This window comes from Sphingobium sp. SYK-6 (assembly GCF_000283515.1).
GTDB classification, from domain to species: Bacteria; Pseudomonadota; Alphaproteobacteria; order Sphingomonadales; family Sphingomonadaceae; genus Sphingobium; species Sphingobium lignivorans.
In genome coordinates, this window is the sequence record NC_015976.1 from 3,565,173 (window position 1) to 3,592,168 (window position 26,996).

Consider the following 26,996-nt stretch of genomic DNA (forward strand, 5'->3'; position numbering starts at 1 on the left):
GCTACGGCGCGGCCTGCAGCGTCGGTCCGCGCCAGCCGCGACTCGGGAGGGACCGGCCCGGTCGGGGGCCGGTCATGCCATGATGCTCAGTCCTGCGACGGGCTGGAAAACAGCGCTTCCTCGGCGCGGCGCTGGGCTTCCTCGCGCTCCAGGCGCAGCTCGGCGATCAGGGCCTCGCGGTCGCCGGCGAGACGATTGTCCGTCGGCGCTTCGATGCCTGCCTTCTTCGCCGCCTTGGTGACGAGCAGGTCAAGCTCGCGCTGCGAGCACAGGCCCAGGGTCACCGGATCCTTGGGCTGGATGTTGGAGATGTTCCAGTGCGTGCGCTCGCGGATCGCCTGGATGGTGGTCCGCGTGGTGCCGATCAGCTTGCCGATCGCGCCGTCGGAGATCTCCGGATGGTGGCGCAGGATCCAGGCGATGCCGTCCGGCTTGTCCTGCCGCTTGGAGACCGGCGTGTAGCGCGGCCCCTTGGTGCGACGCACCGGATCGGGCCCCTTGAGCATCTGCAGGCGATAATCGGCATTCGCCTCGCCCTTGTGGATTTCGTCCATGGACAGCTCATGGGCGCGCACGGGATCGCGTCCGGTATATTTCGTGCCGGCGGTATCGTCGGCGATCGCCTGTACTTCGAGAATGTGCAGGCCGCAGAATTCGGCGATCTGCTCGAAGCTGAGCGCGGTGTTGTCGACCAGCCAGCTGGCGGTGGCATGGGGCATGAGCGGCTGGGCCACTGGAAATCTCCTGACGGTCAAAAAATGACACCAAAATGATAAGGGCCGCCCCTTGCGGAGCGGCCTGCCACAGCCAGATTTAGTATAGTCCGGCCCGCAGGGCAAGACCGCGTGGCGCCGTCATTCGGCCAGTCGCGCCATGGCGACGAGCTTCTCCCGCCAGGTCGGCCGCATGTAGAGCGGCGCGAGGAGCCTGCGCGCCAGCCGAGCCTTCGTGGAATGGCCGCTCGTGCCCAGCTGGTCGTGGCGGATGTCCTCCACGGCATAGCCGGCATGCCGCAGCTGCCAACTCATGTGATCCATCGAATATTCCATCTGATGACCGAGCCCGACATGGGGCAGCGGAAGCTGGAACCGGTCGAGATAGTCCTTGCCCAGCACCATCCGCGTGATGTTGCGCAGGCGGAACAGGTTCGGCGTGGTCAGAAAGACGCGGCCGCCCGGGTTGAGCAGGGAGGAGAGCCTGCGGAACGTGACATAAGGCGGCTCCGGGATATGCTCGATCACTTCCAGCATCACCACGAGGTCATAGCGCTTGTCGGCGTCGGGCACCGGCGGCTCCCAGGTGAGATTGCCGATCACGAAGGAGAGGCCGGCCGCATCGATGACCTTGCGGTATGATTCATTGATGTCGGCCACGGTGCAGTCCATGCCGAACATCTTGCTGAGCAGCAGCGCCATCTGGCCCCCGCCGAACTCGATCATCTTCATGTCCGAATCGAGGCCCATGTCGCAAAGCAATTGCAGCGAGCGCCAGTATCGTTCCCGGTCGATCTCGTAATATTCGGGCACTTCGAGAAAGTTGGATCCGATGACATGGTCGTTATAAGCCCGGTCGAATTCCGCGCGCGTCGGACTGCACTTCCCCATGAGCTTAATCGTCCTGCCTTCAATTCGTGGAACAAGGCCCCGCTCGTATCGGGGAATGACGAAGAATTGGTATCGCCAGTCCCCCGCAAAGTCCATGCCCGCGCGGCATCGTGCGGCGGACGCGGCGCCCGTCCCGGGCATGCGATGGATCGGAGAGTCGCCCCGGGCGGGGATGTCAGGCAGCGCGCGCGTATCCGTCCTCGCCAAGCCAGTGCAGGCTGCCGAGGAACTGTTCGGCGCTCCGGCGCCAGCTGAAGCTGCGGCCAAAAGCAGCGCAGGCCGTGCGGTCCATGGTCAGCGCCCGCTCCACCGCCGTTTCGAGCCGCTCGTCCATGGCGCCGCTCGTTGGCGTGAGAACGTCGACCGGCCCCATCACCGGATAAGCGGCGACCGGCGTCCCGCAGGCCAGCGCTTCGATCATCACCAAGCCGAACGTGTCGGTGCGGCTGGGGAAGACGAGGACGTCAGCGCCCCGATAGGCGTTCGCCAGCGCCTCCCCGGTCAGCAGCCCGAGGAAATGCGCATCGGGGTAGCGCTGCTCCAGCGCCGCGCGGGCCGGCCCGTCACCGACCACGACCTTGGTGCCCGGCAGATCCAGTCGCAGGAAGGCCTCGATATTCTTCTCGACCGCCACCCGGCCGACATGCAGCATCACCGGCCCCGGCAGGCCGGCATAGGCCGGATGCGCCGGGCCATCGGGCGTGAAGAGCGCCAGGTCCACGCCCCGCCCCCAATGATGGGTCTGGCTGATGCCCGCGCGGTGGAGCCCGGCCCGGATCGAGGGCGTGGAGGTCAGCACCGCGCTGGCAGGACCATGGAACCAGCGGAAATAGGGCCAGAAGAGATCCGCCGAGAGGCCGGTCCGGCTCTGGACATAATCGGGGAAATTGGTGTGATAGGCCGTGGTGAAATGATAGCCGCGGCGCAGGCACCAGCGGCGCGCGGCGACACACAGCGGCCCTTCGGTCGCCAGATGGATGGCATCGGGACGGAAAGCGGCGATCATCCGGCCGATCGTCCCCGGGGCCGCCATGGCGAGGCGGATCTCGGGATAAGTGGGGCAAGGCAGGGTCGCGAAGCGGTCCGGGCCGATCACGTCCACCACATGGCCCATGGCCCCCAGCTCGGCACTGACGGACTGGAGCGTGCGCACCACGCCATTGACTTGCGGCGCCCATGCGTCGGTGACGATGAGAATGCGCCGCCCCGGGGCGATCTGCCCGATCTCCGTCAAGCCGCCAGTTCCAGGAGCTGATCGGTCTCGGGCGTTTCCCGCGCGGCCATGATGTCGGCCCAGTGCAGGATTTCCATGCGCCCGTCATGATGCTCGACAAGCGCGGTGCAGCCTTCCACCCAGTCGCCGTCATTATAATAAGTGATGTCGCCGAACTGGCGGATTTCCGCCGTGTGGATATGGCCGCAGACCACCCCGTCCACATGGCGCCGCTCCGCTTCATGCGCAACGATCTCCTCGAAGCGCGATATGAAGGCCACCGCATTCTTGACCTTGTGCTTCGCCATCTTCGAGAGCGACCAATAAGGCATGCCAAGCAGCCGCCGTGCCTGGTTGACGCGGCGATTGATCGCCATCAGCGCGGTGTAGGCAGCGTCTCCCACCACGGCCAGCCAGCGATGTGCCAGCATGATCGCGTCGAACTCGTCGCCATGCAGGACGAGCAGCTTGCGCCCGTCGACGGTGGTGTGGATCATCTTGCGGCGGATCTCGACGCCGCCGAAGCTCATGCCCGTGAACTGCCGGAAAATCTCGTCATGATTGCCCGGAATGTAGATGACGCGCGTGCCCCTCCGCGCGCGCTTCATGATGCGCCAGACGACGTCATTGTGCGCGGTCGGCCAGTAGACGCGCTTCTTGAGCTGCCATCCATCGACGATGTCGCCCACCAGATAGAGCGTGTCGCTGTCGACGCTATCGAGGAAATCGACCAGCATCCCCGCATTGCATCCCTTGGTGCCGAGATGAATGTCGCTGATCCAGATCGTGCGAAAATGGAGCCGTGAACGCTCGCCTCTTGCCAAACGTTCCGGCGCTATCGTGCCAAGCGCGGTCATGCTGGTGCGGACCCCCGAGTGGAGTTTGTCTCCGCGCATGCCCCTAGCTGAGGATTATGACAGTTTTTCTTGAATTATGACGAAGCTGCGTCAGTCGCGCCGGCTCAATCCGTTATCGGGACATAACCCGGCAGCGCCTCAACCCGGGCGATCCAGCGCAGAATCGCGGGCCAGTGTTCGAGGTCGAAACCGCCGGCATCGGCGACATGGGTATAGGCGAACAGGCAGACGTCCGCGAGGCTCGGTGTCGCGCCGACCAGCCAGTCGCGCCGGTCGAGCTCCGCCGCCATCAGGTCGAGGGCCGCTTCCCCGGCCGCGCGCTTACCGGCGATCTGGCCGCGCTGCGCGTCAGTGAGCGCCGCTTCTCCCACAAAGGCCAGCCAGAAGCGCAGCATCGCGATGTTCGGCTCGTGATTATACTGCTCCCAGAACATCCAGCGCAGCATATCGGCGCGATCATAGCGATCATCCGGGATGAGCGCCGAGCCGGTCGCGAGCCAGAAGCAAGCTGCGTTGCTTTCGGGAAGGAAGCGTTCGCCGATCTGCAGCACCGGGATGCGGCCATTCGCGTTCACATTCGCCAGAAAATCGGGCGTCCGGGTTTCACCCCGCATGATGTCATAGTGCCGCCGCGCGAGTGGCAGGCCAAGCAGCGCGGCCGTCAGCCTGATCTTGTAGCAATTGCCTGACGGCGCATATTCGTGGAGGATCAGGGGCTCACTCATCAGCGCACCTTGAGGACGATCTTGCCGACATGCTCGCCCGCTTCCATGCGGCTGTGCGCGTCGGCGGCCTGTGCCAGCGGGAATATCCGGTCCATCGCCGGACGCAGCGTCCCTTCTGCGACGAAGGGCCAGGCCGTGCGCATGATCTCGTCGACCAGCAGGGCCTTGAACGCGCTCGTGCGCGGCCGCAAAGTCGATCCGGTCAGGGTCAGCCGCCGGGTCATGATCTGCGGGATCAGTATCTCCGCCTTCGCGCCGCCCAGCACCGCGATGGACACATGCCGCCCGTCCTCGGCGAGGCACTGCAGGTTGCGCGGGAGATAATCGCCGCCCACCATGTCCAGCACGGCATCAACGCCGGCCCCACCCGTGATGCGCTTCACCGCCTCGACGAAATCCTCGTCACGATAATTGACGGCGTGGCCGGCGCCCCAGTCCAGCGCGGCACGGCATTTCCCGTCGCTTCCGCACGTGACGATGGAGGTAATGCCGAACAGGCGGCAGAGCGAGATCGCCATGGTGCCGATGCCGCTCGTCCCGCCATGGATGAGCACATGGTCGCCGCTCGCCACATAAGCGCGCTCGAACAGATTATGCCAGACGGTCATGAGCGTCTCGGGCAGTGCCGCGGCCTCTTCCATGGCGAGGCCCGGCGGCAGCGGCATGCACTGGGCATGATCGGCGAGCGCATATTCGGCATAGCCGCCGCCCGCCACCAGCGAGCAGACGCGGCGTCCCACCGCACCGGGATCGACGCCCGCCCCCACCGCTGCGATCGTGCCGGCGACTTCCAGACCCGGCAGCGGCGAAGCGCCGGCCGGCGGCGGATAACGTCCCTGTCTCTGCAGCACGTCCGGGCGATTGACGCCGGCGGCGGCGACTTCGATCAGCACTTCCCCCTGCCCCGGCACGGGCACCGGCACCGTCGTCTCGACAAGCATCTCGGGGCCTCCCGGTGCCTTGATTTCCACCGCCCGCATCATGCCCGGCACCGCCATATCCGTCCCCCTCGGCTGCTGATCCTGCATTGCCGCCCTGTCTAGTCGCCCTCGCGGAAAAGGCCAGACCTGCGTGACAGGAGACGGTGAGAGAGCGGCCGTCGCGACGGCGTTGACACCGTCTCGCTTTGCGGCAACCATGGTGGCAATGGATTCTGACGACGCCTTTCCCCGGGCGCGGCCCGGCAGCCTGACGGCACAACTTGCCAGCGAGGACCTTGAGCGGCTGTCCGTGTCCGAGCTCGATCAGCGGATCGCATTGCTCACCGCCGAGGTCGAGCGGACCCGCAGGCAGCGCGAGCGCTCGGTTAATCACAAGGCAAGCGCCGAGGCGCTATTCAGAAAATGAGGAGAGTGGAAGCAGGATCGCCCTCCGGCGCATATCGGCTTCCGCAGCATCGGGTCGTTGACAGCTTGCTCTTGAAGGCAGGCGCGGGGGCTCCGACATTGGTCAGGTCGTGGCCTGGCTCTCAGGCCGCAGGAGTAAGATAGACATGCCCTCTTTCGCCCCCGCCCTTGAAACCACGCTCCACAATGCGCTGGCCCATGCCACGGAGCGAAGCCATGAATATGCGACGCTGGAGCATCTGCTCCTCGCGCTGATCGATGACGAGCATGCCGCCAAGGTGATGCAGGCATGCGGCGTCGATCTGGGCGAACTCGGCGACACCGTGACGCATTATCTCGACAGCGAGCTGGACAGCCTGAAGGTGACCGGCAGCGTCGATCCCTCGCCCACCAGCGGCTTTCAGCGCGTCGTCCAGCGCGCCATCCTGCATGTCCAGTCGTCCGGCAAGGAAGAAGTGACCGGCGCCAACGTGCTGGTGGCGCTCTTCTCCGAGCGGGAAAGCTATGCGGTCTATTTTCTGCAGCAGCAGGACATGAGCCGCCTGGATGCCGTCAGCTATCTCTCGCACGGCGTCGGCAAGGGCGCTGCCACGCAGGAGCCGCCCAAGCCGCCTCAGGCCGAGGAAGAGAAGAAGGGCGAGACCAAGAAGAAGGACGGCGCGCTCGACCAGTTCACCGTCAACCTCAACGAGAAGGCGAAGGACGGCAAGGTCGACCCGCTCATCGGCCGCAGTGCCGAGGTCGATCGCACGATCCAGATCCTCTGCCGCCGCTCGAAGAACAATCCGCTCTATGTGGGCGATCCCGGTGTGGGCAAGACCGCCATCGCGGAAGGCCTCGCGCGCAAGATCGTGCAGGGCGAAGTGCCCGACGTCCTCAAGGAAGCGGTGATCTACTCGCTCGACATGGGCTCGCTGCTGGCCGGCACGCGCTATCGCGGCGATTTCGAGGAGCGTTTGAAGGCCGTCGTCTCGGAGCTCGAGAAGATGCCGCACGCGGTGCTCTTCATCGACGAGATCCACACGGTGATCGGCGCGGGCGCGACCTCCGGCGGCGCTATGGATGCGTCCAACCTCCTGAAGCCGGCGCTCTCGGGAGGCTCGATCCGCTGCATCGGGTCGACCACCTACAAGGAGTTCCGTAACCACTTCGAGAAGGACCGCGCGCTGCTGCGGCGGTTCCAGAAGATCGACGTGAACGAGCCAACGGTCGAGGATACCATCAAGATCCTGATGGGCCTGCGCTCGGCTTTCGAGGACCATCACGCCGTCAAGTACACGCCCGACGCGATCAAGGCGGCCGTGGAGCTCTCCGCGCGCTACATCAATGACCGCAAGCTGCCGGACAAGGCGATCGACGTGATCGACGAGGTCGGCGCGATGCAGATGCTGGTGGCGCCGTCCAAGCGCAAGAAGATGATCACGCCCAAGGAGATCGAGGCCGTGATCGCGACCATGGCGCGCATCCCGCCCAAGACCGTCTCGACGGACGACAAGAGCGTGCTGGAATCGCTGGAAACCGATCTCAAGCGCGTCGTCTTCGGGCAGGACAAGGCGATCGGGGTGCTCAGCTCCGCGATCAAGCTGTCCCGCGCGGGCCTGCGCGATCCGGACAAGCCGATCGGCAATTATCTGTTCTCCGGCCCCACCGGGGTCGGCAAGACGGAAGTTGCCCGGCAGCTGGCCACGCTGCTCGGCATCCCGCTCCAGCGCTTCGACATGTCGGAATATATGGAGCGGCACTCGGTCAGCCGCCTGATCGGCGCGCCTCCGGGCTATGTCGGCTATGATCAGGGTGGCCTGCTCACCGATGCGATCGACCAGAATCCGCACTGCGTCCTCCTGCTCGACGAGATCGAGAAGGCGCATCCGGACCTGTTCAACATCCTGCTGCAGGTGATGGACAATGGTCGCCTGACCGATCACCACGGCAAGACGGTCGATTTCCGCAACGTCATCCTCATCATGACCACCAATGCCGGCGCGTCCGACATGGCGAAGGAATCGATCGGCTTCGGCGAGTCCACGCGCGAGGACGTGCAGGAAGAAGCCGTGAAGAAGCTCTTCACGCCGGAATTCCGCAACCGTCTCGATGCGATCGTGCCGTTCGACTATCTGCCGACCGAGGTGGTCTCCCGGGTGGTCGACAAGTTCGTCATTCAGCTCGAGCTGCAGCTGGCGGACCGCGACGTTCACATCACGCTCGACAATGATGCGCGCGAATGGCTCACCGCGCGCGGCTATGACAAGCTCTATGGTGCCCGCCCGATGGGCCGGCTCATTCAGGAGAAGATCAAGCAGCCGCTCGCCGAGGAGCTTCTGTTCGGCAAGCTGGTCAATGGCGGCGAAGTGCATGTGCGCCTGAAGGATGGTGCTCTTACATTCGAGATCACGCCCGCGGCGCCCCGGCGCGGCAAGAGTGGTCCCGCCGGCAAGGCCAGCGGCAAGGGCCGCAAGGCGCCGGCGCCGACCTCACGCTGACGAGACGAAGGGTGGGGAAGCAGGCTTTCCTCACCCTTCGCAGCGCCCGGACCCGCTCTCGCAGGTCGGTGCCCGGCTGGTCAGGAACGGCCCGCCACCTGACCGACATCTTTCCCGCCCCGCGACTGCGACCCGGCGCGAACCGGTCACGCTTCCTCCATCAGCCCTTTCGCCCGGGACCGGCTCCGGTCATCATGGGATGATGTCGGACGCGTCTTCCGCCTTGCCCACGGTGGTCATTCTGCACGGCTTCGGCGGGATCGGCCTGATGAACCGGCCCCTCGCCATCATGTTGCGCCGCGCCGGCTATCGGCCGGTCGAGATCACCTATGATAGCTGGGGAACGCCGCTCGACCGGATCTGCGAGCGCCTCCTGCCACGCATCGCGGCGTGCGGCGACGGAGAGGCGCCGCTTCATATCGTGGCGCATTCCATGGGCGGGCTGGTTGCGCGGGCCCTCATCACGCGCGAGCGCCCAGCCAATCTCGGCAGCGTCGTGATGCTCGGCACGCCCAATGGCGGCAGCGAGATCGCGGATTTCCTCCATCAACGGCCCTGGCTGCGGCCCATCCTCGGCAAGGCGGCCGAAGCGCTGGTCACCCAACGGGATGCCGCCACCGATGCGCTGCTCGGGCGCGTCGACTATCCGGTGGGAATCATCGCCGGCGACAGGCCGATCATGCCGATTGCGGCCGCCCGGCTGGTGCCCTTGCCGAGCGACGGCAAGGTCAGCGTCCTCTCCACGCGCCTGCAGGACGCAGCGGACCACATCGTCCTGCCCCTGCCCCACAGCCTGCTGCCCTATCACCCCTCCGCCCATTTGCAGATCAGGCATTTTCTCGCGACCGGCCGGTTCTTCCGCGACGATGCGCGCCCCATCGAGGAACGGCTGGCCAACGAGACTTGTTCCTGATATGTTCTCATCAGGAGGTGACCCATGACTGCTGCAATCCAGTTCTACACGAACCCCATGTCGCGCGGACAGATCATAAGATGGATGCTCGAGGAACTCGGGCAGCCCTATGAGACTCATCTGCTCGATTATGCGGGAAGCATGAAATCGCCCGACTATCTCGCGCTCAACCCGATGGGGAAGGTCCCGGCCATCGTTCATGATGGCAAGATCGTGACCGAATGTGCGGCGATCTGCGTCTATTTGGCGGAGTGCTTTCCCGAGGCCTCGCTCGGTCCCCGGCCGGAGGAGCGCGCGGATTATTATCGCTGGCTGTTCTTCGCGGCCGGGCCGGTCGAAGCCGCTGTCACCAATCAGGCGGCGGGCTTCACGGTCTCGGAGGAACGGGCGCGGATGTTTGGCTATGGCACTTACGACCTGGCGATGCAGACGCTCGAAAGCGCCGTCACGGGGCGTGATTATGTCTGCGGGCCCCGCTTCACGGCGGCCGACGTCTATGTGGGTTCGCAGATCGACTGGGGCCTGCAGTTCGGGACCATGCCGGACCGGCCGGCCTTCCGTGCCTATGCCGAGCAGCTGCGGGCAAGGCCTGCTTATCAGCGCGCCAAGGACATCGACAATGCGCTCATCGCGCAGATGAAAGGCGCAGCGGAGAAGCAATCATAGTGGGGTTCGCCACAGTCTTGTCGTGACGAGACTTGGCGGATGCAGAAAGGCCCGGCGAACCTGCGTTCGCCGGGCCTTCTGTCGCAGTCCGAAGGGATGCGCTTATTCGCGGCTGCCCATGAAGCGCAGCAGGAACATGAACATGTTCACGAAGTCGAGGTACAGCGACAGCGCACCCATGATGACGGCCTTGCCCATCATGTCCGTGCCCGCGACATAGCTGTACATGCTCTTGAGCCGCTGTGTGTCATAGGCGGTGAGGCCAGCGAAGATCAGCACGCCCAGGATGCTCACCACGAGGCCGAGCGCGCTCGACTGCAGGAACAGATTGATGACCGACGCGACCAGGATGCCGACCACGCCCATGATCAGGAACGTGCCGAAGCCCGACAGATCACGCTTGGTGGTGTAGCCGTAGAGGCTGAGGCCCGCAAAGGCCGCCGCCGTCGCGAAGAAGGTCTGCGCGATGGATTCGCCGGTGTAGACCAGGAAGATGGAGGCCATGGAAAGCCCCATCACGACGCAATAGGCCCAGTAGAGCATTTGCGCGGTGCCGGTCTGCAGCCTGTTGATGCCGAAGCTGAGCACCATCACGAAGCCGAGCGGCGCAAACATCAGCAGATATTTGAACGGGCCGGGGCCGAGCAGGATCTGCGCAGCAAAGCCGCTCTGCGCGAACAGCAAGGCGACGATGCCCGTCACCAGCACACCGCTCGCCATATAGTTGTAGATCGACAGCATATAGGACCGCAGACCTGCATCGAAGGCAGCGTCGTCCGCGCGCGTCGAGACGCCGCCAAAACCCGCCGAGGTTGTCCGGGGATCCGGCCAGTTCGCCATGTTCATTCTCCTTGTGACCAGCTTCAGTGCCAATCATTCGGGTGCAATATCATGTCTTTGGTGCCGCGTTTCAAGCAAAACCGGCCCCTTGGCGCCCGCGAGAGGTCCGCCAGGACGCCCCGGCGCGGAAATGCGCGGCTGCGCGGACGCGGAAAATCGCGCGGGCACGAAAAAAGGGGCCGGTCGCCCGGCCCCTTCTTTGTGGATGACCGCCCGAGAGCGGCCTATCCGTATCTTAGTTGCCCGAACCCGGACCGTAGGTGATTTCCACGCGACGGTTCTGGAGTTCACGGACGCCATCGGCGGTTTCGACGCGCGGACGGGTCTCACCGAAGGCCTCGGACGAAATCACGCCGTCCGAAATGCCACGCGAGGTCAGGTAACCGCGCACCGCCGTGTTGCGGCGAGCCGACAGACCCATGTTGTAGCGGGGCGAGCCCGACTTGTCCGCGTGACCGGCCAGCATGACCGACGCGCTGCCGCAGTTGGCATAAGCCGAGATCGCGTTGTCGAGGATCGAGGCAGCGTCCGGCGTAATGTCGGCGCTATCCCACTCGAAGAACACGATGTACGGCCCAGGCGCACACTGCACCACCGGCGGAGGCGGAGGCGGCGGAGGCGGCGGGGGAGGCGGCGGCGGGGGCGGCGGCGGCGGGGGAGGCGGCGGCGGAGCCGGCTCGGCGCCACCGAAGTTGTAGATGATGCCCGCCAGGATGCTGTGCGTGCTTGCCTCGGACTCGAGACCCACGCCACGGGTGTTCCGCAGCTTGATGTCGTCGTGGTTGAAGTAGCGATACTTCAGCGACAGATCGACGTTGGTGGTCACCGGATAACGGACGCCGGCGAGAGCCTGCCAGGCGAAGCCGCTGTCCGAATCGCGCGTGTCGGGGAGAGAGATCTTCGAACGAGCGATACCGACGCCACCGCCGATGAAGCCCTGCAGACCATCGTCCGGACCGAAATCGAGCAGACCGTTGAGCATCAGCGAGTCGATGCGCATCTGGCCGCCCGACAGGTTCGTCGAGAGGTTCGAATAGTTGGTCTGCTTGTTCATCGCCTTCTTGTGCGAATATTCCGCTTCGAGACGGAAACCGCCGAAGTCGTAGCCGACCATGCCGCCGGCATCATAGCCGGTCTTGTGCGGCGTGTTCGCGGTAACGCCATTATCATACGTCGAGTCCGCGTCCTCGGCGATCATCGCGCCAACTTCGGCACCAATGTACCAGGACTTGTCCTTGGCCAGCGATGGCGAGGCCATCGCAGTCGACGCGAGCGCTATGGCAATGCCAAGCTTCCGCATATCATTCCCCTTTCAGAGTTAAGACGAAAATGCTGCGCCAATGGTGTAATGTTGCGCGAAAGTAGATTCAAGGGAGATTCCGGGGGGTTCCAGCGCGCTGTTGCCGAAATGTCGCAGTTTTCATCACATGGAAGACGACCGGGAACAGGGGCGCGACGCGGGGCGTGAAACAATGAACGGCCCGAAGAAACGTTCCGCGATCAAAGTGAAATAAGGCCATGAGCGCGCAAGGCGGAAAGAATGGCGAGTAGAGCGATCCGCGCCTGATCGTCCTGCACCGCGCCGCCTATGGGGTCCGCGATGGCGCCCTGGCGTGCGGAAAGGACACGTTCGCCCCCGACATAGAAGCCATCCTCGCGCGCCAGGCCGTCCACCCAGGCCGATCCGTCGAAACGTAGTTCATGCCCCCTGTCGATTGTCCAGGCCCGCCATCCCGCCGCCGGGCGCAGGAACAGCCAGCCCTGGCTCGTCCAGCCGGCGATTGCGCCCTCCGCGTCCAGCCATGCGCCGGTGGCCCCGGTCGCTACGATCCAGCACTGGCCCGTCCCGGGATCCGCGGGCGGCGTGGCGATGTCCGCGCTTTCCACGATGAGCTGAACCGCCAGATCAAGCAGCGCAAGCGCCTCATTATGCGTGATTTCCTTTTGCGCTTGCCCGGCGGCAAGCAGCGGCAGGGCAAGCCGGTCGGTCGTAGCCATGGGTAATTCCTCCTGATGTCGTGAACGTCTGCAGCGAGGTCAGGCGATGTCGAGCACGAGCGGGCGGCTCAGGCCCCACATGCCCCGCTGCCGGATTTCCATCCTCAGCGGATGCCCATCGGCAGCGAGTAGGTCCGCGCTCCGCTGGGCGGCACCATAAAGGGTGGCGGTGGTTGCCGTTTCCCATTCCCGCAGGACGATGCCCCCGGCGGTCACCCGCACCAGATAGGCTTCCGTCTCCTCCCCCAGCGGACTGTCGGCATGGTCCGACCAGAGCCAACCGAGACGGCTGCGCCTGATCCAGCCGATCGCCAGGTCGCCGCCGCCGGCCGGCCGCACGCGGCCATGCACCGGAGAGAGCGGCAGCATGGCGCTGCCTTCGATTGCCCTGTGTGAAACGGCCGGGGTCAGGTCGCCGCTGCCGATGGCTTTCAGCGTCAGCAACCGTCCCGCATCAGCGGATGTCAGCGCCACGGCCGCGAGTCGCGCGGGATCGAGGAGAAGGAAGCGCTCGCCGGCCTCATGGTTGACCGCCGCCCATTCCGTGCCGCGCCAGCCGCGGATCAGGCGGGACAGGCGATAGCGCCGGGGCGCCAGCGGTTCGGCCTCTCCGAACAGCAGCAGTTCCTGCCCGATCTGGCAGGGATTGCCACCGCTGATGAGCGCATCGTCATCGATCGAGGTCAGCGCGTCGGCCGCATTGTCGAGTTCCACCTCGATGTGGCTATGGCGATCGATGCGCCACGGCACGCCGGCCGGCAGCGCGGTCAGCGCCGTGCCGATCACGGCCCGGGGCGCGGTACGGCCGATCGGTTCGTCGCCCGGCGGATCGGTGAGGGTCCGAAACAGCGCGGCGCGGCGCCAGCCTGCGTCGGCGCCCGTCGCCGCGACGCAGACCTGCGGCGCCGTGGCCAGCGTCGCCCCGTCCGGCGGCCATTCGACGATCGCGAGGCTGGTCGGCCCCTGCGCCAGGTCCGGCTCGCGCACCATGCCGCCCGGATCGCCTGCGGATGCGTCCGGGCGCGCACCCGCCCGCACCGCGCGCAGCGTCAGGCGCACGGCCATGTCTTCCCAGTCGCTCGCCTCGATGAGCCAGCGCCCCGCTTCGCCCTCCAGCGCCACGATGTCGCCCGGGGCGAGATCGAGTGCGGTCCAGTCCATCGCGCGCGTGCAGTGGCTGCGCTCGCGCCCCGCGGCGCGCAGCCGCTGCCCGGCGAGCGTGCGGGCCTGCGTCGCGGTCAGTACAGCCGGGAGATCGAGGTTCTCCTCGCGCGGCCCCGGCCCTGGCCGTTCCGCCGACTGGCTGCCGATCTGGAAGTCGCGGTCGGGATCATGATGGCGGATGGTGAGGCGCGCCGGCAAGGTCTCGATGGCCTCCCGGCGCTTCGTTCCCTCTTCCACGGCCCGGCCATCCAGACTTCGGATCGCGTGGGCGCGCGCCAGCGTCCGGTCCGTCCAGGCGCCGCGACCGAGCGCGACGGCCCCTTCCCGCTCCCGCCAGCGCATCCCGAAGACGTCCGTCAGCGGTGCCACCGTCTCGCGCACATCGCTTCCCTCGGCGGCAAAACCGGCGAGATGCGGCTCGTCCTCGTCTCCCGCATGGACCACGGGCTCGCCCGCCAGATCGGAGACGATCGACGCGATGCCGGGCGGCGCGGCGTCCGCGAACAGCTCGATGGTCAGCGAGGGAATGCGGTTGCCGAAATCGGCAAGGTCCAGTCCCTCGAACAGCACATAGGCGCAGCCCCGGCAGGCCGGCGCCGCCGCGATGCCCACATCCGCCGCGATCAGCGGATCGACCGGCTGGTCCTGCCCGCCATGATGGATGCGAAAGGCGCTCACCGGCGATTTCCAGTCGCCTGCCGCGCCGCGCAGCAGGTTGCCGTCCGCCCAGATGCGGCCGATGCCGGCGATCGGACGGGAGGAAAGCGCCACCGCGAAGCTTGCCGAATAGCTGTAGCGCGTGATGCTCGGCTGCCCCTTCCCCCCGCCGCTGGTGCTGCTGCTCTCGATGAGATCGGTGGACCAGATCACCGTGCCCGCCACGCGCATCGTCCCATAGATGCGCGGAATGCGCGCGCCATATCGGGAGGTCTGGACCTGCAGGTCGCTCAGGCGCGGGCCGGATTGCGGGCCGGGGCGAAAGATCAGGCCGTCGATCGCCTGCCCTGCCACCGCGCCGATGGCGCCGCCCATAGCCGCGCCGATCGCGCCCAGCGGTCCACCGATCGCGCTGCCCAGCGCCGTCAGAACAAGTGTCGCCATGTCTCTAGCTCCCTTCCTCTCGCGGCGCGCATCGCCAGCGCCCGAGCAGCGGCCAGGGGGATGGCGGCGGCATCAGCACGGCGCGGCCCAGCCCGGCATGCGCATGGACCAGCCCCCGGCTGGTCTCGATCATGAGATGAAGCTGCATTGGCCCGCTGCGAACCAGCAGGATGTCGCCCGGCCGGGGCTCGGCTGCCGGCAGCAGGCCGGCCTCGCGCAGTGCAGCGACGGCATGGTCCGGCGCGGTTCCCCGCAGCCGGTAGGCCGGCAGGCGATGCACCGGCACGCCCGCGCGCAGCAGTGCCAGCGCCCCCAGCCCCACGCAGTCCAGCCCCGTCCGCTCGGAGCGGCCATGCAGCCGGAACGGCGCGCCGACCAGCGCCAGCGCTTCGGCCGCGATACGGTCGTGAAGGGTCATCGTTCAGCTCCCGGGATAGCGCGTCAGCAGGTCCATGCCCGGCAGATGCGGTTCGCCGCGAAAATTGGCGGCGTTGGCGAAGCGGGCCGCGCAGGTGGCGAGGCGCTTGTCGCAGCCCTGTGTCAGCAGCGCCCGGCTCCCCGCGGCGACCGGAAAGGGCGGCGGTTCCGACAGGAAGAGCCGCGCGTCGTCCTGATCGATGATCGTCTGCACCAGCCCGGCATTCGCGCCATCAAGCCAGCGCAGGTTGCCGAAGGGATAGGCGCCCGGGCCGAGTCCGGCGCATGTCACGGCATCGTCCGCCACGCTTTCCACCGTCACGATCATGCGCAACGGCCGCAGGTCGACCCGGCAGGCCCGGTCGCCGAGCTGCGCCCGGCAGGTGGGGCTGGTGACCGGCGCCACTGGCCGGTCGAGCATTTCCCCGATGTGCGAGCGCAGCGCCACCGAATAGCTTTCGCCCTGCTGCTCGACGCTGCCCAGCGTGCCGCGCGCCAGCTCCAGCCAGAGTTCGCCGGGCCGCGCCCAGTCGGTGAGATGCAGCAGCAACGTCGCGCCGTCCCATCGCCCCGCATCGAGGTCATCCTGCGTGATGGCAGCGGAGCTGAGCGCACCGCGTATGTCGGTCAATTCCGCCGCGCCGTCGCTGCCGCGCAGCAGGGCGCCGGGCACAAGGCCGGGCGCGGGGCGATAGGTGAGCCCGCTCATGGTGATCGGCCGGTCATGGCTGGTAAGGCCAAGCGTCACGCCGTCGCGCCGTTCCAGCCGCCAGCAGAAGGCGAAGGCGCAAAGCGGCCCGGCGAGCATGTCGGTCAGCGCGGTCATTCCCGGATTTCCACCAACGGGACCGAGGGCACCGCGCCTGCCGCGAAGGTCTCCCGGTCGATGTCCAGACGATCCTCCGCGAACCGCACCGGCACGTCGAACAGGAAGCCCGCGGTCACGCTCGTGCCGGCAGCGGGTGCGGTCTCGAAAGCGATCAGGCCGAGGCCGGCATGATGCCACCCGGCCGCCTGCTCGACGCTGTCCAGCGCGACCCGGATCGTGCCCTCTTCCGGCCGGGTGATGAAGCGCACCTGCGCATCCGGTCCTTCGCCATAGCGCTTGAGCAGGCGGAAGTGCGCCGTCGTGCCGTCGCCGGTGCCGAGGCTCTGGTCGGTCGCGCTTGCCATGTCTTCGGCCGGTGCGGACGTGCAATCGAAGGGATCGCGGAAGCGAAAGCCTCGCGCCGCGCCCCGCCGCGCCCGGAAGAAGGCGATCAGCGTCGCAATGTCCGCTTCGGAGCGCACGCCCGGTCCGGCGTCGAAATGGAGCCGCGCGTCCGCCCACTGGGTGCTGCGCTGCTCATGGCCGGACACGCTCTCGACCACGCGCGTCGAGAAGGTCGGCGCCACTTGCGCCCGGCGGCCGATGTCGAGCGGAAAGGCGATGTCGTCGAATGCCTGCACGTCGGCGTCTCCCTGAAGATCGAAGAATGTGAAGCCGTCCCGCGCGACCTGCGGCAGTGCCCAGATGAATGTCGCGGCATGGCCGCGCTCCATTGCCGCTTCCGCCGCCGCCGCAATCCGCGACCAGGCCGTCGCCGTCTCATCCGCCGTCAGCCCGGCGGGCACGAAACCGGCGAGATAATGCTGCGCACCGGGGGGATAGCCGAGCCGCGCGTTCATCGCCGCGCGTCCCGCTGCCGAGAGCGCCACGCGGCCTTCCGTCACCCAGTCATAATCCTCGATCTGCAGCCGGTCGAAGGCCGGCGCCGCCCAGCCGACCGGCAGGTTCGCCCGCTTGAGCTCCGGCGCGGCGGGGTCGAGCACGCTCGGGAGATAGACCAGCAGCAGCGTCTCCGCCTCGATTGCTTCGTCCAGCACTGCTTCCCGCACCGCGGCCGTGGAAGCCGCGAGCAACGCCCCCGCTTCGTCGAGCAAGGCGATCTGCGCCGCGTCGAGCGGGCCACGCACGGTCGGGATGTCCGGCGGCGCGCCGCCCAGCGCCAGCCGCGCGGCATCGTCATAGAGGCAAGGCCGCCCGTCCGGCATGATCCACCACCAGGGCTCGCCGATCTGGAACCGCACCGCCAGCCCCGCGTCGCGCGCAATGGCGACGAAGGCGCGGGCTACCGCCGCCAGATAGGCCGTCGCGCCGTCATGGGCCGGGGAGAGCAGGGTCGATGGCGGCACCCATCCGGTCAGCGCCGGTGCCCCGTCCCAGGCCCGCTGCTTCCACGCCGCCGGGCAATAGGCATCGAACAGCTCGTATGAGAGCGAGAGGATGAGCCCGAACCCCAACGCCACGCAGCGCGCCGCGAAGTCCGCGAGCCAGCGCGCACAGGGCGTCGCCAGCGCACCGCCGGCCAGGCTCGCCTCGAAGCCGTCGGAGACCGGCGCGAGCCGCATATAATGGCTCATGCCGACATAATGATTGATCGCGCCGCGATAGCCCAGCGCCAGCGCCTGCCGCAGCAGCCGCTCGGGCGTCTGATTATAGGCGTCGTCATAGCCCGTCGCGATGGAAAGGCCGTGCTCGGGCACCATGATGTCCCCGATGGCGAGCACCGAACCGGGGCCATCGCAGCGCATGTCGCTGATCTCGACCCAGGCCTCGGCCGCTTCCGGGAACAGCGTGTCGCCCGCGTCATAAGCCTGCGGCACGAGGGAAATGAACATCCGGTCGATGTCGCCGGGATGGACAGCGTCGGCTTCGTCGGGCAGCAGGAAGCCGCCATTAAGCGCATCGAAATCGAGCGTGATCCGCGCATCTTCCGGATCGCCGGTCGCGTAGTTCCACAGCCGCACATACCATGCGCGCGGCGCGCCGGAGGCATCCCGCCCCTCGATGGTCAGGGTCGGCCCGTGGACCGCATCCAGCGGCTTCATGCCTTCGCTGCGCCAGCGGAAGGACAGGCGGCAACCGCCATGGTCCCGCCGCGTCTCGTAGCGCAGCAGCGGATGATCCCAGCGGTCCTCCGACTCCCAGATGAGGCCCGCAAGATCGCCCGAACCGTGGAACACCGCGTCGATGCGCAGTCCGTCCGCGCCCTGCGTCACGACCGAGGCCATCATCGGCCGGGGGAAATCGACCGTCCAGAACGGCGGCGAGAAACGCTTGACGACGCCGCTCTCCTGATGGCGCCGGGCATCGGCCAGCCAGTAAGCCATGGTTTTTCCTTCCGATAGCGCAAGTGAATCGACGCGGGCCGCACGCTTTCCGGATGGCGATTTTCCGGGATGGCCCCGCCGCTATTCCATCAGCGCGCCGCGCACCGCCCGGGCCACTTGCCGCACACTGCGGGCGAGCGCGCGCGGCGCATCCTGCCCGCTGCCGTGGACGGTGATCGCCACGCGCACGTCCCGCGCGCTGCCCGGCCCGGCCGCGCCGGGCAGGATTTGCCCGCTGCTCGTCGGCAGGAACAGCTCCGGCCCGCGCTCGCCGACCAGATAGGCGCGGCCGGGCGCGACCGGCCCGCCGGTCGCCCGGCCCGGCAGACCCAGCAATCCGGCGACCAGGCTCGTCCCCAGTCCCGCAAGGCCGGCCTGCCCGGCCCCGCCGCCGCCCAGCGCCGCGTTCATGCCGTTGCGCACGGCCGCCTGCGCGATCTGCGCCATCACGGAGAGCGCGACCTTGCCCAGATCCTCGAAGCCGAAGCGCCCCGTCCTCACCGCGCGCAGCAGGCCGGCTTCGATCGTCCGGCTTGCCCGCTCGGCGCCGGAGGCAAGCTGGGCGATCTCGTCGCGCAGTCCGGCGGCCTCGCCGCGCGTGCGCGCCAGCTCCGCCTGCGCCGTCTGCCAGTCGCCGTCATTCGGCCAGTCCTCGTCCATCGCGCGCTCATTCATCGGGATGTGCCTCCATCAATTGCCCAAGCGAGGCCCGGTCCAGCGGATGACCCGCCCCGCCCACGCCGCTCGCATCGCCGATCGCCCGCAGCGCGGCGAAGGCGTCGGCCAGTTCGTCAGGCGTGGCGCGCCAGAATTCGTTCGGGCGCCAGCCGAGCAGCAGGCCCGCCTGCCCCGCGAGCCGTCGCGCCGCCTGCGCGAAGCTCATTGCCCGCCGGCCAGTGCCTGCCGCAGGATCGCGCGGATCGCCGGCATGGCGGCGCCCAGACCCTTCGCCAGCAGCGCCTCGCCCAGCGTGGCCCGCGCCATCGTCTTCGGCCGGTCGACAAGGCAATGCCAGAGCAGCGCTTCCATCTCCGCGAGCGTCAGTCGCCCCTCGGCCGCCCGGTCGACCAGCGCCAACAGCGGCCCCGTCTCGCTTTCCGCCGCCACCAGCGCGGCGAAGCTGGGGCGCACCGTCATCAGCCGGTCGCCGACGCGCAACATGGCCTCGCCGCGGGCAGGATTGGCGCCGCTCACAGCGCGCTCACCGGACCGGAGCTTTCCAGGCTGAGCGTGTAGGTCCGCTCGGCATTATAGTCCCCGGCATAATCGAGCCGCGTCACGAGGAAGCGGCCGCGCAGCCGCTCCCCGCTTTCGAAGCTCAGCTCATAGTCGTCGATGGCGCCGCCCAGCGCATGGTCGCGCAGCCGCACTTCCGCCGCCGATCCGGTGAAGATGCCCGCGCCCGACACGCTCACCGAGCGTACGCCCGCGCCCGGCAGCAATTGCCGCCAGCCGCCCGAATCCTTGGACGTGATGTTCACGGCCTCGCCGTTCACGGAGAGCTGCGTCGCGCGCAGCCCGGCGATGGTCGCGTAAGTCACCGGCGCACCGCCGTCGCCGATCTTGAGCAGGAATGCGCTGCCCTTCTCCACTGCCATGGGGTCTTCCTTTCGCTTCGTGATGATGTGAGAGAGCCGGGGCGCTTCGTCAGTGCAGCCGTGCGATCCGCACGGCATAATCGAGGCTCGCGCGCCAGGCCGTCCGCCCATGGGCAATGCTCGTGCGCGCCCGGTGCAGGCTGGTGATTCGCCACGCGCCCAGATCGCCCTCCATGGCGCGAAGCACGCTGTCGATCCGCTCCAGCACGGACGCCATCCGGGCGGAATCGTCGCTGCGCACCGTCAGTAGCAGCGGCTGCCGCAACGCCAGCCCGTCCACGCCCCGCGCGCCCCAGCCGGTTCCCGTCGGGTCGCCGACCAGCAGCCAGGGGGGGCTGGCCTTCATCCGCTCGCCATCGGCGACAAGGTTGACCAGCGCCATGAGCGCCGCGTCTTCCCGCAACGCCGCGAGGATCGCGCCGCGCACGGCAACGGCGCCGCTCATGCCAGCACCATGCGCCGCCAGGGCCGCAGCAGCGCGCTGACCGATGCCGGCAGGTCCGTTTCCAGCCCTTCGCGCCGCGCATGGCGCTCGCCTGCCAGCCGCACGATGGCATGGCGGATCGCGTCCGGCAGGGCCGCTGCCTCGCTTGCGAGCCCCGCGACATAAGTCACGCGGATGCGCCCTGCGGCGCCGGGATTGGCGACGCGCACGCGCCCTGTGCCGTCCGCGCCGATGTCGAGCGTGTAGTTTTCGACCGGCAAGGCGAACTCCGCGCCCTCTGCCGGAATGCCGGAGACTGCCGTGATCGCCTGCACTGGCCGGATCGCCAGCGACCGCCATGCGCTGACGGCGGGGACGATCTCGTCCACCGGCCGCACGATCAGCAGCTGGCCGATAAAGCGCTCCGCCGTTTCGCTGGCGGCGCGGATGAGGCCGGTCAGTGCCGCATCCTCGTCGGGCAGGCTGATCTGCAGATAGGCCTTGAGGTCGTCGAGCGGCACCGCGAGCGGCCCGCCGGTCGAGATCGTGACAGTCATGAGGGAGTGCGCCTTTCGCGTGATGATCGCGGGAGAAGGGAAAAGCGCCATGCCGGCGGGGAGGAACCGGCATGGCGCTGCACCGGGCGGGGCCCGGCGCGATGCTCAGCTCTCGGCGAACTTCATGAGCTTGATGGCCTCGCTGTTCGACACCGCGCCGCCGATCCGCTTGACGGCATAGAAGTGCACGAACGGCTTGTTGGTGAAGGGGTCGCGCAGGATGCTCGTCTCGGCGCGCTCGGCGATCACATAACCATGCGTGAAATTGCCGAAGGCGATCGAGAGGCTGTTCGCGGCGAGATCGGGCATGTCTTCCGCCTCGATCACCGGATAGCCGAGCAGCGTCGCCGGCTGGCCTGCGGCGAGCCCCGGCTGCCACAGGAACGCGCCGTCGCTGGTCTTGAACTTGCGGATACGCGCCAGCGTCGCCGAGTTCATCACGAACGCCGCGCCCTGCCGATACGGCGCCCGGAGCGACTGGACGAGGTCGATCAGCCGGTCCTGCGGATTGCTCGCCGGGAAGCCGCCGGCCGCGCCCGAGGGCACATATTGCAGCGTACCGAAGGCGCGCGCGCCGTCCGCCTGGGCGGTCGTGGCGTAGGTCAGGAAGCCCTTGGGCTTGTTCGTGCCGTCCCCGCCGACGAAGGCGGCGCCTTCCGCCCTGGCGAATTCCTGCGCGATTTCCTGCGCCAGCCAGCCTTCCACGTCGAACTGCGCGTCGTCCAGCATCGCCTGGCTCGCCGACGGATTGGCGAACAGCTCGCCGGAGGACGGCGCGATTTCCTGGAAGGTCGGCGTCGCCGTCTCGGCGCGCGCGCCGGTCTCGGATGCCCAGCCGGACACGATGCCGCCGGTCGTCACCAGCTTGCGATAGCCCGCCGAGCCGGTGCGAACGACATTGGCAATCGCGCGGATGGGCGAGATGGACTTGAGCGTCGCCTCGATCATCTCGTCGATCTCGCGCGGCACGGCATAGCCGCCGCTGCCGCCGCTCGCACCGGAGAAGCTCTTCAGTTCCACGCCGGCCTCGATGCCCCGGCGCAGATAACGCTCCGTGAAGGCGGCCCGCGCCGGATCGGTCTCGCTGCCCTTGGCGCCGTCGAGCGGCGGGCGGGCGGCCCTGGTCGCCTGCGTCCTCACGGCATCGTCGAGCGCGTCCATGCGCGCCTCGATCCCGGCAATACGGTCTGCCTGCAGCACCGCGTCGAAGCTCTCCTCGAGCGCATCGGCTTTCACTTCCAGCATGGTTCACGTCTCCTTGGTCAAAAAGAAGGGGGCCCTTGCGGGCCCCGTCGATCGATCGTGCGCGCGCCTCGCGGCAGCGCGGAAAAGCCTGTCCTTCGCGCGCGAAGGCGATCGCCCTCAGGGCCCGCCCCGCCGGCCCGCCGTCCCGGCAGGGAGAGGCACTTCCCCCTCCACCGCATGCACGCGGGCAAGCGGCTGCATCGGGTGCGTGACGAGGCTCACTTCCACCAGGTCGAGCGCATCCAGCCGCCGGGGCTGCGCGCCCTGCGCCGCGACCACGCGGTAGCCGAACGACAGGCCGTCGATCCGTCCCGCGCGCACCAGCGCCGCCGCGCGCCGGCCGGTCTCGCTCGCGCCGTCGATCGTGCCGATCACCCGCAGCCCGCGCCCGTCCTCGCTTGCCGTGTCGATCCGCCCGACGGGCTGGTCCGCCCGATGCTGCCAGAGCAGTGGCAGGCCGTCCTTGCCGCGCCGGGCAAGGCTTGCCGCGAAGGCACCGGGGCTGATGACGTCCCCGCCATTGTCCGGCCGCGCGAAGATCGCGGCATAGCCCGCGAAGCGCACCGGCGCGCTGCCCTTGCCCGCCCTCATGCGCCGGCCGCCTCGATGCCCAGCATCGCCTTCTTCTCTTCCGCGCTCAGGAAATCGGCCGCGCCGACCTGTTCCCAGAGCAGCGTACGGTCATCGACCAGGGCGGGCACGCGGTTCATGTCCACGCCGAGCGTCAGGCCCGGCATGAAGTCGCCCAGCCCCTGCGCCAGCGCGCCGAGGATCTTGTCCGCCAGCGGCAGGACACTCTGGCGCCAGAGCGCCTTGTTGGCCTCGCGGTAATTGGAATAAGTGCTGTCGCCCGGCAGGCCGACGAGCACTGGCGGCACGCCGAAGGCAAGCGCGATGTCGCGCGCCGCCGCCGCCTTCAATTGCACGAAGTCCATGTCGGCGGGTGACAGGCTCATCGATTGCCAGGAGAGGCCGCCTTCCAGCAGCATCGGCCGCCCGGCATTCTCCCGCCCCTGGAAAGCGCTTTCCAGCTCCGCCCTCAGCCGGTCGAACTGGTCGGAGGAGAGCGCGCTGCCATCCTTGGGATCGTAGACCAGCGCGCCGGAGGGGCGAGCGGCATTGTCCAGCAGTGCCTTGTTCCAGGCCGTCGCCGCATTGTGGATGGCGACGGCGCCCGCCGCCGCGCACAGGCAACCCAGCCCCAGCAGGTCATCGCCCGGGTTGAGCGCCTTCACATGGATCACCGCCGTCCTCCCGGCAGCGTCCTCGCCCGGGTAGCGCAGCAGCCGCTCGCCCGCCCGGTAGCGATAGGCGACCGGCCAGCCCTGCATGTCCTGCTCGATCGTGATCCGGTCCGGCCGCAGCGCATAGAGGCCGGCGGGCCGTCCGTCCGGGCCATGGCTGATCTGCGCATAGCCATTGCCATGGACGAGCACATGCGCCGCGAGCGTCTCCAGCAGCCCCTGTCCCGCCGAACGGTGCTGGACGAGGCGCAGCGCGTCCCGCGCATCGCCGGCATTGTCCGCCGTCGCGCTCAGCGCTGCGCTGCCGACGGCCTCGCTGACCAGCCGCAGCGCGCGCTGCGCCACGGGATTGACGGTCACCGCCGCCTTGAGCTGCGCCGCATAATCCTGCGGCCAGGCGCCCGAGCCCGAGCAGCCCGGGCCGATCCACGCGCGCGCCAGCGGTGGTCGCGCCTCTGCCGGCGCGGCCTTGCGTCCAAACCATTTCAATGATTGTCTCCTTCTCCGGAGCAGAGGAATGTCAGGCAGGCAGAACCACTGCCGGCCGGGCGAAAGCCCGCACGAGGCCCATGTGGGCCGTCCGTCATGGATTCCGGTCTCTATGAAAAACGTCCGCAGCCACCCTTCACCGCGCCGCGCGGTTCGCAACCGCAGCGGCAGCGCAGGTCAGGCCGCGATCAGCCCCAGTCCCACGCCTTTCACGGCGGCGGAGGTCCGGTCGGAGACTTCCAGCTTCTCGTAGATGCGCCGCATGTAGGTATCGACCGTTCCCGGCGAGATGGCGAGAATCTCGGCGATCACATTGTTGCTCTTGCCGCGCGCCACCCAGTCGAGGATTTCCTTCTCCCGCGTGGAGAGCTGCCGGTCGCGGACCACCTCGTCGGCAAACAGCGTGCAGATGCGCAGATGCGCCGCCTGCGCCGCAAAGTGTAGCAGGGAGAGGTGGCTCGGGCTGATGTCGGTCTGCTCCGTCATCTTCCCGATGCCGACCACCGCGTTGCGGCTGTTGGGGCCATAGCAGGGCAGCGAGAAGCCGTCGGTGAAGTCGATCGTCCTCATCGCGGCCAGGAACTCGCGTTCCTCGCCGGTCAGTTCGCTGTTCTTCCAGATGTCGCTCCAGCGGATCGGCATGCCGGCGGCCAGCGCCGCGCGCGGCACGATGTCGAGCCGCTGGAAATCGAACGAGAGATAAAGCTCGATCTCGCTTTTGGAGAAGCCATATTGCAGCGGGACGCTGGCGGGCAGATTGGTCGTCGTGCGCACCCAGTAATAGCTCACCCCGCCGAAGCCGTGGCGATGGTAATAACGGGTCATCTGCCGCCAGAGCAGCGGCAGGGTCGTAGCACCCGCAATCCTTTTCAAGATGTCGTCCACCCCGGGCTCCTCCCGCAGCCCTGCAGTCCGGCGATCGTCCGCCCTTCCCGTCCCAAAAGCAAGTCAATAACCGGAGCGGCGCCCGGTACGTCCCGTTTCAAAGGCGCCTGAGCCGGGCTTTGGCTCCACCCGGCGCGAGGAGGTCGGCGAGGCTCCACACCAGCGCGTCCGCCCGGTCGGGCGAGCGGCCCGGCCCCTCATAGCCTCCGCCGATCATCATGCCGCAAAGCTGGTCCTCCAGCGCGGCGAACAAGCCCGCGTGGCGCACCCGTCCGGCCTCGTAGGCCGCCGCCACCGGCTCGGCCCGCGCGCTCTTGCCGCGCGAGGCATGGACGAGACGGACCGGCAGCGCGATGTCGGCCGCGCGCAGCACGGCTGCCACCATCGCGCCGCCATTATTGGCCTCGGCCACGACCCTGTCCGCATTCCACCGCGCCGCCGCGGCAGCCGCCGCCTGCGCCCAGCGTTGCGGGCTCGCCTGTTCGACTGTCGCATCCTCCAGCACCAGCGCGCCGCCATCGGCATCGAGCGCCGCCACCACGATCCCGCATGCGTCGCCATGCTCGCTTGCCGGCGGATCGACGCCCACGACCACCCGCACGAGATCGCCGGGCGAAGGCACCGGCCCTGCCAAGCGGCATCGGTCCAGCAGGTCGCGCGTCCAGAGCGCGCCCGGCGTATCGAGCAGCAATTCCCCGTCCAGCTCCTGCCGGCCGAGCCGCGTGGCCGCGAAGCTGCGGTCCATTTCCCGCACGAACTGTCGGGGCAGCATGGCGCGGTTGTCGCGCATCCGGCCCTGCGTCACAGCAACCGCCGGGTCGCTCGCCAGCCGTCGCACCAGCGCCACCGGGCGCGGTGTCGTCGTCGCGACGATCCTCGGGCGCCGGCCCAGCCGCAGCCCCATCACCAGATTGTCCCAGGCGCGGATGCCGCGCGGCCATTTGGCGATCTCGTCCGCCCAGCCATGGCTGTGCTGCGGCCCGCGCAGCGTATCCGGCTCGCTCGCGCCATAGATCGTCGCACGCGCGCCGCCGGGCCAGACGAGCTGGCGCAAGGCGGGGTGCCAGTGCGGCCGCCGGCCGGCCGGCGCGATCGCCAGCAGGCCGCTTTCGCCTTCCACCATGATGCTGCGCGCTTCGTGCAGGCTGGCCGCCACCAGCGCGATGCGGGCCGTGTGGTCCGCTTCGGCGATGGCGCGCACCCATTCCGCGCCGGCGCGCGTCTTGCCGAAGCCGCGTCCTGCCATGATGAGCCAGACGAACCAGTCGCCCGGCGGCGGGAGCTGCGCCGGGCGCGCCCGGCAGGCCCAGCCCTCCATCAACGCCCGTCGCGTGCCCGCGCCAAGCCGGTCGAGCGCATCCTGACGCTTCGCCCGTTCCAGCCAGGCAACGCGTTCGTAAAGGGAAAGCGCGTGTAGGCCCGACTGGCCTCCGGACCGGAGCCGGTGTGCCCGGCCCTTCCCCTGCCAGACGTCAGTCACGTTCCGCCTCACCCGATTCCATCCCGCTCGGTTCCGTCTCGTCCGATTCAGCCTCGCCTTCCGCCATTGCGTCCGCGTCGCCGCAGGGCTCCTGCAGGCGCTCATATACCACGTCCATGTCCTGGAGCAGCCGCTCCACCACCGCTGCTGCGTCCGCGTCCTCCGCGTCCCCGCCAGCCGCCGCCGCGCCGCGATCGGGTCGCGCTGATCGATGCGCCTCGAGCAGCCGAAGCCCCAGCATGGGCGCCGGGGCGCGAGTCAGTTTGATCTGCTTCACGCTGCTGGTCGCGCCGTCGAAAACCACTTCGGTCCGCACCGTGCCTTTCAACGCCTGCAGCATCAGCGACAATTCGAGTTCGGAATAGCCATCGTCCACCGCCGCGCGCCATTGCCATGCGAAGATCTCGTCCCGTGCCTTGAGTTCATAGGCACCCGAGCGGCTGACGCCCGCCGCGCGTGCGGCCGCCGCCACATTGGGGTAGGCGGCGAGCGCGCTCAGGAAGAGCGACCTGCGCCGCCCCGACCAGCGAGAGCGGCGGCCCGGACGCGCGGCGCGACCGGCCGTGCCGTCTTGGCGATCCTTCATCCGACGATGTC

29 protein-coding genes are annotated in these 26,996 nt (G+C 68.2%); 4 read left to right on the top strand and 25 right to left on the bottom strand.

The window, feature by feature from the left end:
- Positions 1 to 86: 86 nt before the first annotated feature.
- The 6 genes from SLG_RS16345 to SLG_RS16370 form a co-directional block, all read right to left on the bottom strand.
- Positions 87 to 719, bottom strand: a complete 633-nt coding sequence (locus SLG_RS16345) for a DUF1013 domain-containing protein (RefSeq protein ID WP_051003886.1) — start codon at positions 717 to 719, stop codon at positions 87 to 89.
- Positions 720 to 854: 135 nt separating this feature from the next.
- On the bottom strand, positions 855 to 1,604 hold the full coding sequence (locus SLG_RS16350) for a class I SAM-dependent methyltransferase (RefSeq protein ID WP_014077612.1): 750 nt from the start codon (positions 1,602 to 1,604) through the stop codon (positions 855 to 857).
- 175 nt (positions 1,605 to 1,779) lie between these two features.
- Entirely contained in the window at positions 1,780 to 2,838 is a 1,059-nt protein-coding gene (locus SLG_RS16355) for a glycosyltransferase family 4 protein (protein ID WP_014077613.1), read from the bottom strand.
- Positions 2,835 to 3,674, bottom strand: a complete 840-nt coding sequence (locus tag SLG_RS16360) for a UDP-2,3-diacylglucosamine diphosphatase (RefSeq protein WP_051003793.1) — start codon at positions 3,672 to 3,674, stop codon at positions 2,835 to 2,837. The genes SLG_RS16355 and SLG_RS16360 overlap by 4 nt, the downstream gene beginning before the upstream one ends.
- 104 nt (positions 3,675 to 3,778) lie before the next feature.
- The gene (locus SLG_RS16365; RefSeq protein ID WP_014077615.1) at positions 3,779 to 4,399 is read right to left on the bottom strand and encodes a glutathione S-transferase family protein; all 621 of its coding nucleotides are present in this window, start codon (positions 4,397 to 4,399) and stop codon (positions 3,779 to 3,781) included.
- Entirely contained in the window at positions 4,399 to 5,397 is a 999-nt protein-coding gene (locus SLG_RS16370) for an NAD(P)H-quinone oxidoreductase (protein ID WP_014077616.1), read from the bottom strand. The genes SLG_RS16365 and SLG_RS16370 overlap by 1 nt, the downstream gene beginning before the upstream one ends.
- Positions 5,398 to 5,536: 139 nt before the next feature.
- On the opposite strand from SLG_RS16370, the gene SLG_RS16375 reads away from it, so the two are divergent.
- The 4 genes from SLG_RS16375 to SLG_RS16390 all read left to right on the top strand — a co-directional run bounded on the left by SLG_RS16375 (position 5,537) and on the right by SLG_RS16390 (position 9,804).
- Positions 5,537 to 5,746 (top strand): DUF1192 domain-containing protein, encoded by a 210-nt coding sequence (locus tag SLG_RS16375; protein WP_014077617.1) that lies wholly within the window; start codon positions 5,537 to 5,539, stop codon positions 5,744 to 5,746.
- Between the two features lie 145 nt (positions 5,747 to 5,891).
- A complete protein-coding gene (clpA, locus tag SLG_RS16380; protein ID WP_014077618.1) occupies positions 5,892 to 8,225 on the top strand; it encodes an ATP-dependent Clp protease ATP-binding subunit ClpA in 2,334 nt (777 codons plus the stop codon).
- A gap of 202 nt (positions 8,226 to 8,427) precedes the next feature.
- The gene (locus SLG_RS16385; protein WP_051003794.1) at positions 8,428 to 9,138 is read left to right on the top strand and encodes a DUF7379 domain-containing protein; all 711 of its coding nucleotides are present in this window, start codon (positions 8,428 to 8,430) and stop codon (positions 9,136 to 9,138) included.
- Between the two features lie 24 nt (positions 9,139 to 9,162).
- Positions 9,163 to 9,804 (top strand): glutathione S-transferase family protein, encoded by a 642-nt coding sequence (locus SLG_RS16390; RefSeq protein ID WP_014077620.1) that lies wholly within the window; start codon positions 9,163 to 9,165, stop codon positions 9,802 to 9,804.
- Between the two features lie 102 nt (positions 9,805 to 9,906).
- On the opposite strand, the gene SLG_RS16395 is transcribed toward SLG_RS16390, so the two are convergent.
- The 19 genes from SLG_RS16395 to SLG_RS21820 form a co-directional block, all read right to left on the bottom strand.
- Positions 9,907 to 10,644 (bottom strand): Bax inhibitor-1/YccA family protein, encoded by a 738-nt coding sequence (locus tag SLG_RS16395; protein WP_041392147.1) that lies wholly within the window; start codon positions 10,642 to 10,644, stop codon positions 9,907 to 9,909.
- Between the two features lie 235 nt (positions 10,645 to 10,879).
- Positions 10,880 to 11,944 (bottom strand): OmpA family protein, encoded by a 1,065-nt coding sequence (locus SLG_RS16400; protein ID WP_014077622.1) that lies wholly within the window; start codon positions 11,942 to 11,944, stop codon positions 10,880 to 10,882.
- 200 nt (positions 11,945 to 12,144) lie between these two features.
- A complete protein-coding gene (locus tag SLG_RS16405; RefSeq protein WP_014077623.1) occupies positions 12,145 to 12,642 on the bottom strand; it encodes a DUF2793 domain-containing protein in 498 nt (165 codons plus the stop codon).
- Positions 12,643 to 12,681: 39 nt separating this feature from the next.
- Positions 12,682 to 14,907, bottom strand: coding sequence for a phage tail protein (locus tag SLG_RS16410; RefSeq protein ID WP_014077624.1), 2,226 nt, complete (start codon positions 14,905 to 14,907; stop codon positions 12,682 to 12,684).
- A gap of 4 nt (positions 14,908 to 14,911) precedes the next feature.
- A complete protein-coding gene (locus SLG_RS16415) occupies positions 14,912 to 15,325 on the bottom strand; it encodes a hypothetical protein (RefSeq protein ID WP_014077625.1) in 414 nt (137 codons plus the stop codon).
- Between the two features lie 3 nt (positions 15,326 to 15,328).
- Positions 15,329 to 16,150, bottom strand: a complete 822-nt coding sequence (locus tag SLG_RS16420) for a DUF2163 domain-containing protein (protein WP_014077626.1) — start codon at positions 16,148 to 16,150, stop codon at positions 15,329 to 15,331.
- A complete protein-coding gene (locus SLG_RS16425) occupies positions 16,147 to 18,477 on the bottom strand; it encodes a DUF2460 domain-containing protein (RefSeq protein WP_014077627.1) in 2,331 nt (776 codons plus the stop codon). The genes SLG_RS16420 and SLG_RS16425 overlap by 4 nt, the downstream gene beginning before the upstream one ends.
- Positions 18,478 to 18,558: 81 nt before the next feature.
- Positions 18,559 to 19,137, bottom strand: coding sequence for a hypothetical protein (locus SLG_RS16430; protein ID WP_041393569.1), 579 nt, complete (start codon positions 19,135 to 19,137; stop codon positions 18,559 to 18,561).
- Between the two features lie 7 nt (positions 19,138 to 19,144).
- Positions 19,145 to 19,360, bottom strand: a complete 216-nt coding sequence (locus SLG_RS16435) for a phage tail assembly chaperone (protein ID WP_014077629.1) — start codon at positions 19,358 to 19,360, stop codon at positions 19,145 to 19,147.
- Positions 19,357 to 19,671 (bottom strand): gene transfer agent family protein, encoded by a 315-nt coding sequence (locus tag SLG_RS16440; protein WP_014077630.1) that lies wholly within the window; start codon positions 19,669 to 19,671, stop codon positions 19,357 to 19,359. The genes SLG_RS16435 and SLG_RS16440 overlap by 4 nt, the downstream gene beginning before the upstream one ends.
- Positions 19,668 to 20,075, bottom strand: coding sequence for a phage major tail protein, TP901-1 family (locus tag SLG_RS16445; protein ID WP_014077631.1), 408 nt, complete (start codon positions 20,073 to 20,075; stop codon positions 19,668 to 19,670). Before SLG_RS16445 ends, SLG_RS16440 begins: the two co-directional genes overlap by 4 nt.
- Before the next feature lie 49 nt (positions 20,076 to 20,124).
- Positions 20,125 to 20,520: a tail completion protein gp17 gene (gp17, locus tag SLG_RS16450; RefSeq protein WP_014077632.1), complete on the bottom strand. Its 396-nt coding sequence runs from the start codon at positions 20,518 to 20,520 to the stop codon at positions 20,125 to 20,127.
- On the bottom strand, positions 20,517 to 21,056 hold the full coding sequence (locus SLG_RS16455; RefSeq protein WP_014077633.1) for a head-tail connector protein: 540 nt from the start codon (positions 21,054 to 21,056) through the stop codon (positions 20,517 to 20,519). Before SLG_RS16455 ends, gp17 begins: the two co-directional genes overlap by 4 nt.
- 105 nt (positions 21,057 to 21,161) lie before the next feature.
- Positions 21,162 to 22,301 (bottom strand): phage major capsid protein, encoded by a 1,140-nt coding sequence (locus tag SLG_RS16460; protein ID WP_014077634.1) that lies wholly within the window; start codon positions 22,299 to 22,301, stop codon positions 21,162 to 21,164.
- 117 nt (positions 22,302 to 22,418) lie between these two features.
- Entirely contained in the window at positions 22,419 to 22,892 is a 474-nt protein-coding gene (locus tag SLG_RS16465) for an HK97 family phage prohead protease (protein WP_014077635.1), read from the bottom strand.
- On the bottom strand, positions 22,889 to 24,034 hold the full coding sequence (locus SLG_RS16470) for a phage portal protein (protein WP_014077636.1): 1,146 nt from the start codon (positions 24,032 to 24,034) through the stop codon (positions 22,889 to 22,891). The genes SLG_RS16465 and SLG_RS16470 overlap by 4 nt, the downstream gene beginning before the upstream one ends.
- A gap of 177 nt (positions 24,035 to 24,211) precedes the next feature.
- On the bottom strand, positions 24,212 to 24,919 hold the full coding sequence (locus tag SLG_RS16475) for a helix-turn-helix transcriptional regulator (protein WP_014077637.1): 708 nt from the start codon (positions 24,917 to 24,919) through the stop codon (positions 24,212 to 24,214).
- A gap of 97 nt (positions 24,920 to 25,016) precedes the next feature.
- Positions 25,017 to 26,300 (bottom strand): DNA-packaging protein, encoded by a 1,284-nt coding sequence (locus SLG_RS16480; RefSeq protein WP_041393573.1) that lies wholly within the window; start codon positions 26,298 to 26,300, stop codon positions 25,017 to 25,019.
- Between the two features lie 91 nt (positions 26,301 to 26,391).
- Positions 26,392 to 26,985 carry a hypothetical protein gene (locus SLG_RS21820; protein WP_014077639.1) on the bottom strand — a complete coding sequence of 198 codons (594 nt, stop codon included), beginning with the start codon at positions 26,983 to 26,985 and terminating at the stop codon, positions 26,392 to 26,394.
- Between the last annotated feature and the right edge of the window lie 11 nt (positions 26,986 to 26,996).

Coding starts and splice junctions, on each gene's coding strand:
- SLG_RS16425 (WP_014077627.1), bottom strand. CDS start 18,477: ATGGCTTACTGGCTGGCCGATGCCCGGCGCCATCAGGAGAGCGGCGTC.
- clpA (WP_014077618.1), top strand. CDS start 5,892: ATGCCCTCTTTCGCCCCCGCCCTTGAAACCACGCTCCACAATGCGCTG.
- SLG_RS16390 (WP_014077620.1), top strand. CDS start 9,163: ATGACTGCTGCAATCCAGTTCTACACGAACCCCATGTCGCGCGGACAG.
- SLG_RS16360 (WP_051003793.1), bottom strand. CDS start 3,674: ATGACCGCGCTTGGCACGATAGCGCCGGAACGTTTGGCAAGAGGCGAG.
- SLG_RS16345 (WP_051003886.1), bottom strand. CDS start 719: ATGCCCCATGCCACCGCCAGCTGGCTGGTCGACAACACCGCGCTCAGC.
- SLG_RS16400 (WP_014077622.1), bottom strand. CDS start 11,944: ATGCGGAAGCTTGGCATTGCCATAGCGCTCGCGTCGACTGCGATGGCC.
- SLG_RS16430 (WP_041393569.1), bottom strand. CDS start 19,137: ATGGACGAGGACTGGCCGAATGACGGCGACTGGCAGACGGCGCAGGCG.
- SLG_RS16410 (WP_014077624.1), bottom strand. CDS start 14,907: ATGGCGACACTTGTTCTGACGGCGCTGGGCAGCGCGATCGGTGGACCG.
- SLG_RS16365 (WP_014077615.1), bottom strand. CDS start 4,399: ATGAGTGAGCCCCTGATCCTCCACGAATATGCGCCGTCAGGCAATTGC.
- SLG_RS16435 (WP_014077629.1), bottom strand. CDS start 19,360: ATGAGCTTCGCGCAGGCGGCGCGACGGCTCGCGGGGCAGGCGGGCCTG.
- SLG_RS16460 (WP_014077634.1), bottom strand. CDS start 22,301: ATGCTGGAAGTGAAAGCCGATGCGCTCGAGGAGAGCTTCGACGCGGTG.
- SLG_RS16405 (WP_014077623.1), bottom strand. CDS start 12,642: ATGGCTACGACCGACCGGCTTGCCCTGCCGCTGCTTGCCGCCGGGCAA.
- SLG_RS21820 (WP_014077639.1), bottom strand. CDS start 26,985: ATGAAGGATCGCCAAGACGGCACGGCCGGTCGCGCCGCGCGTCCGGGC.
- SLG_RS16445 (WP_014077631.1), bottom strand. CDS start 20,075: ATGGCAGTGGAGAAGGGCAGCGCATTCCTGCTCAAGATCGGCGACGGC.
- SLG_RS16395 (WP_041392147.1), bottom strand. CDS start 10,644: ATGGCGAACTGGCCGGATCCCCGGACAACCTCGGCGGGTTTTGGCGGC.
- SLG_RS16370 (WP_014077616.1), bottom strand. CDS start 5,397: ATGGCGGTGCCGGGCATGATGCGGGCGGTGGAAATCAAGGCACCGGGA.
- SLG_RS16455 (WP_014077633.1), bottom strand. CDS start 21,056: ATGACTGTCACGATCTCGACCGGCGGGCCGCTCGCGGTGCCGCTCGAC.
- gp17 (WP_014077632.1), bottom strand. CDS start 20,520: ATGAGCGGCGCCGTTGCCGTGCGCGGCGCGATCCTCGCGGCGTTGCGG.
- SLG_RS16420 (WP_014077626.1), bottom strand. CDS start 16,150: ATGACCGCGCTGACCGACATGCTCGCCGGGCCGCTTTGCGCCTTCGCC.
- SLG_RS16375 (WP_014077617.1), top strand. CDS start 5,537: ATGGTGGCAATGGATTCTGACGACGCCTTTCCCCGGGCGCGGCCCGGC.
- SLG_RS16415 (WP_014077625.1), bottom strand. CDS start 15,325: ATGACCCTTCACGACCGTATCGCGGCCGAAGCGCTGGCGCTGGTCGGC.
- SLG_RS16465 (WP_014077635.1), bottom strand. CDS start 22,892: ATGAGGGCGGGCAAGGGCAGCGCGCCGGTGCGCTTCGCGGGCTATGCC.
- SLG_RS16350 (WP_014077612.1), bottom strand. CDS start 1,604: ATGGGGAAGTGCAGTCCGACGCGCGCGGAATTCGACCGGGCTTATAAC.
- SLG_RS16385 (WP_051003794.1), top strand. CDS start 8,428: ATGTCGGACGCGTCTTCCGCCTTGCCCACGGTGGTCATTCTGCACGGC.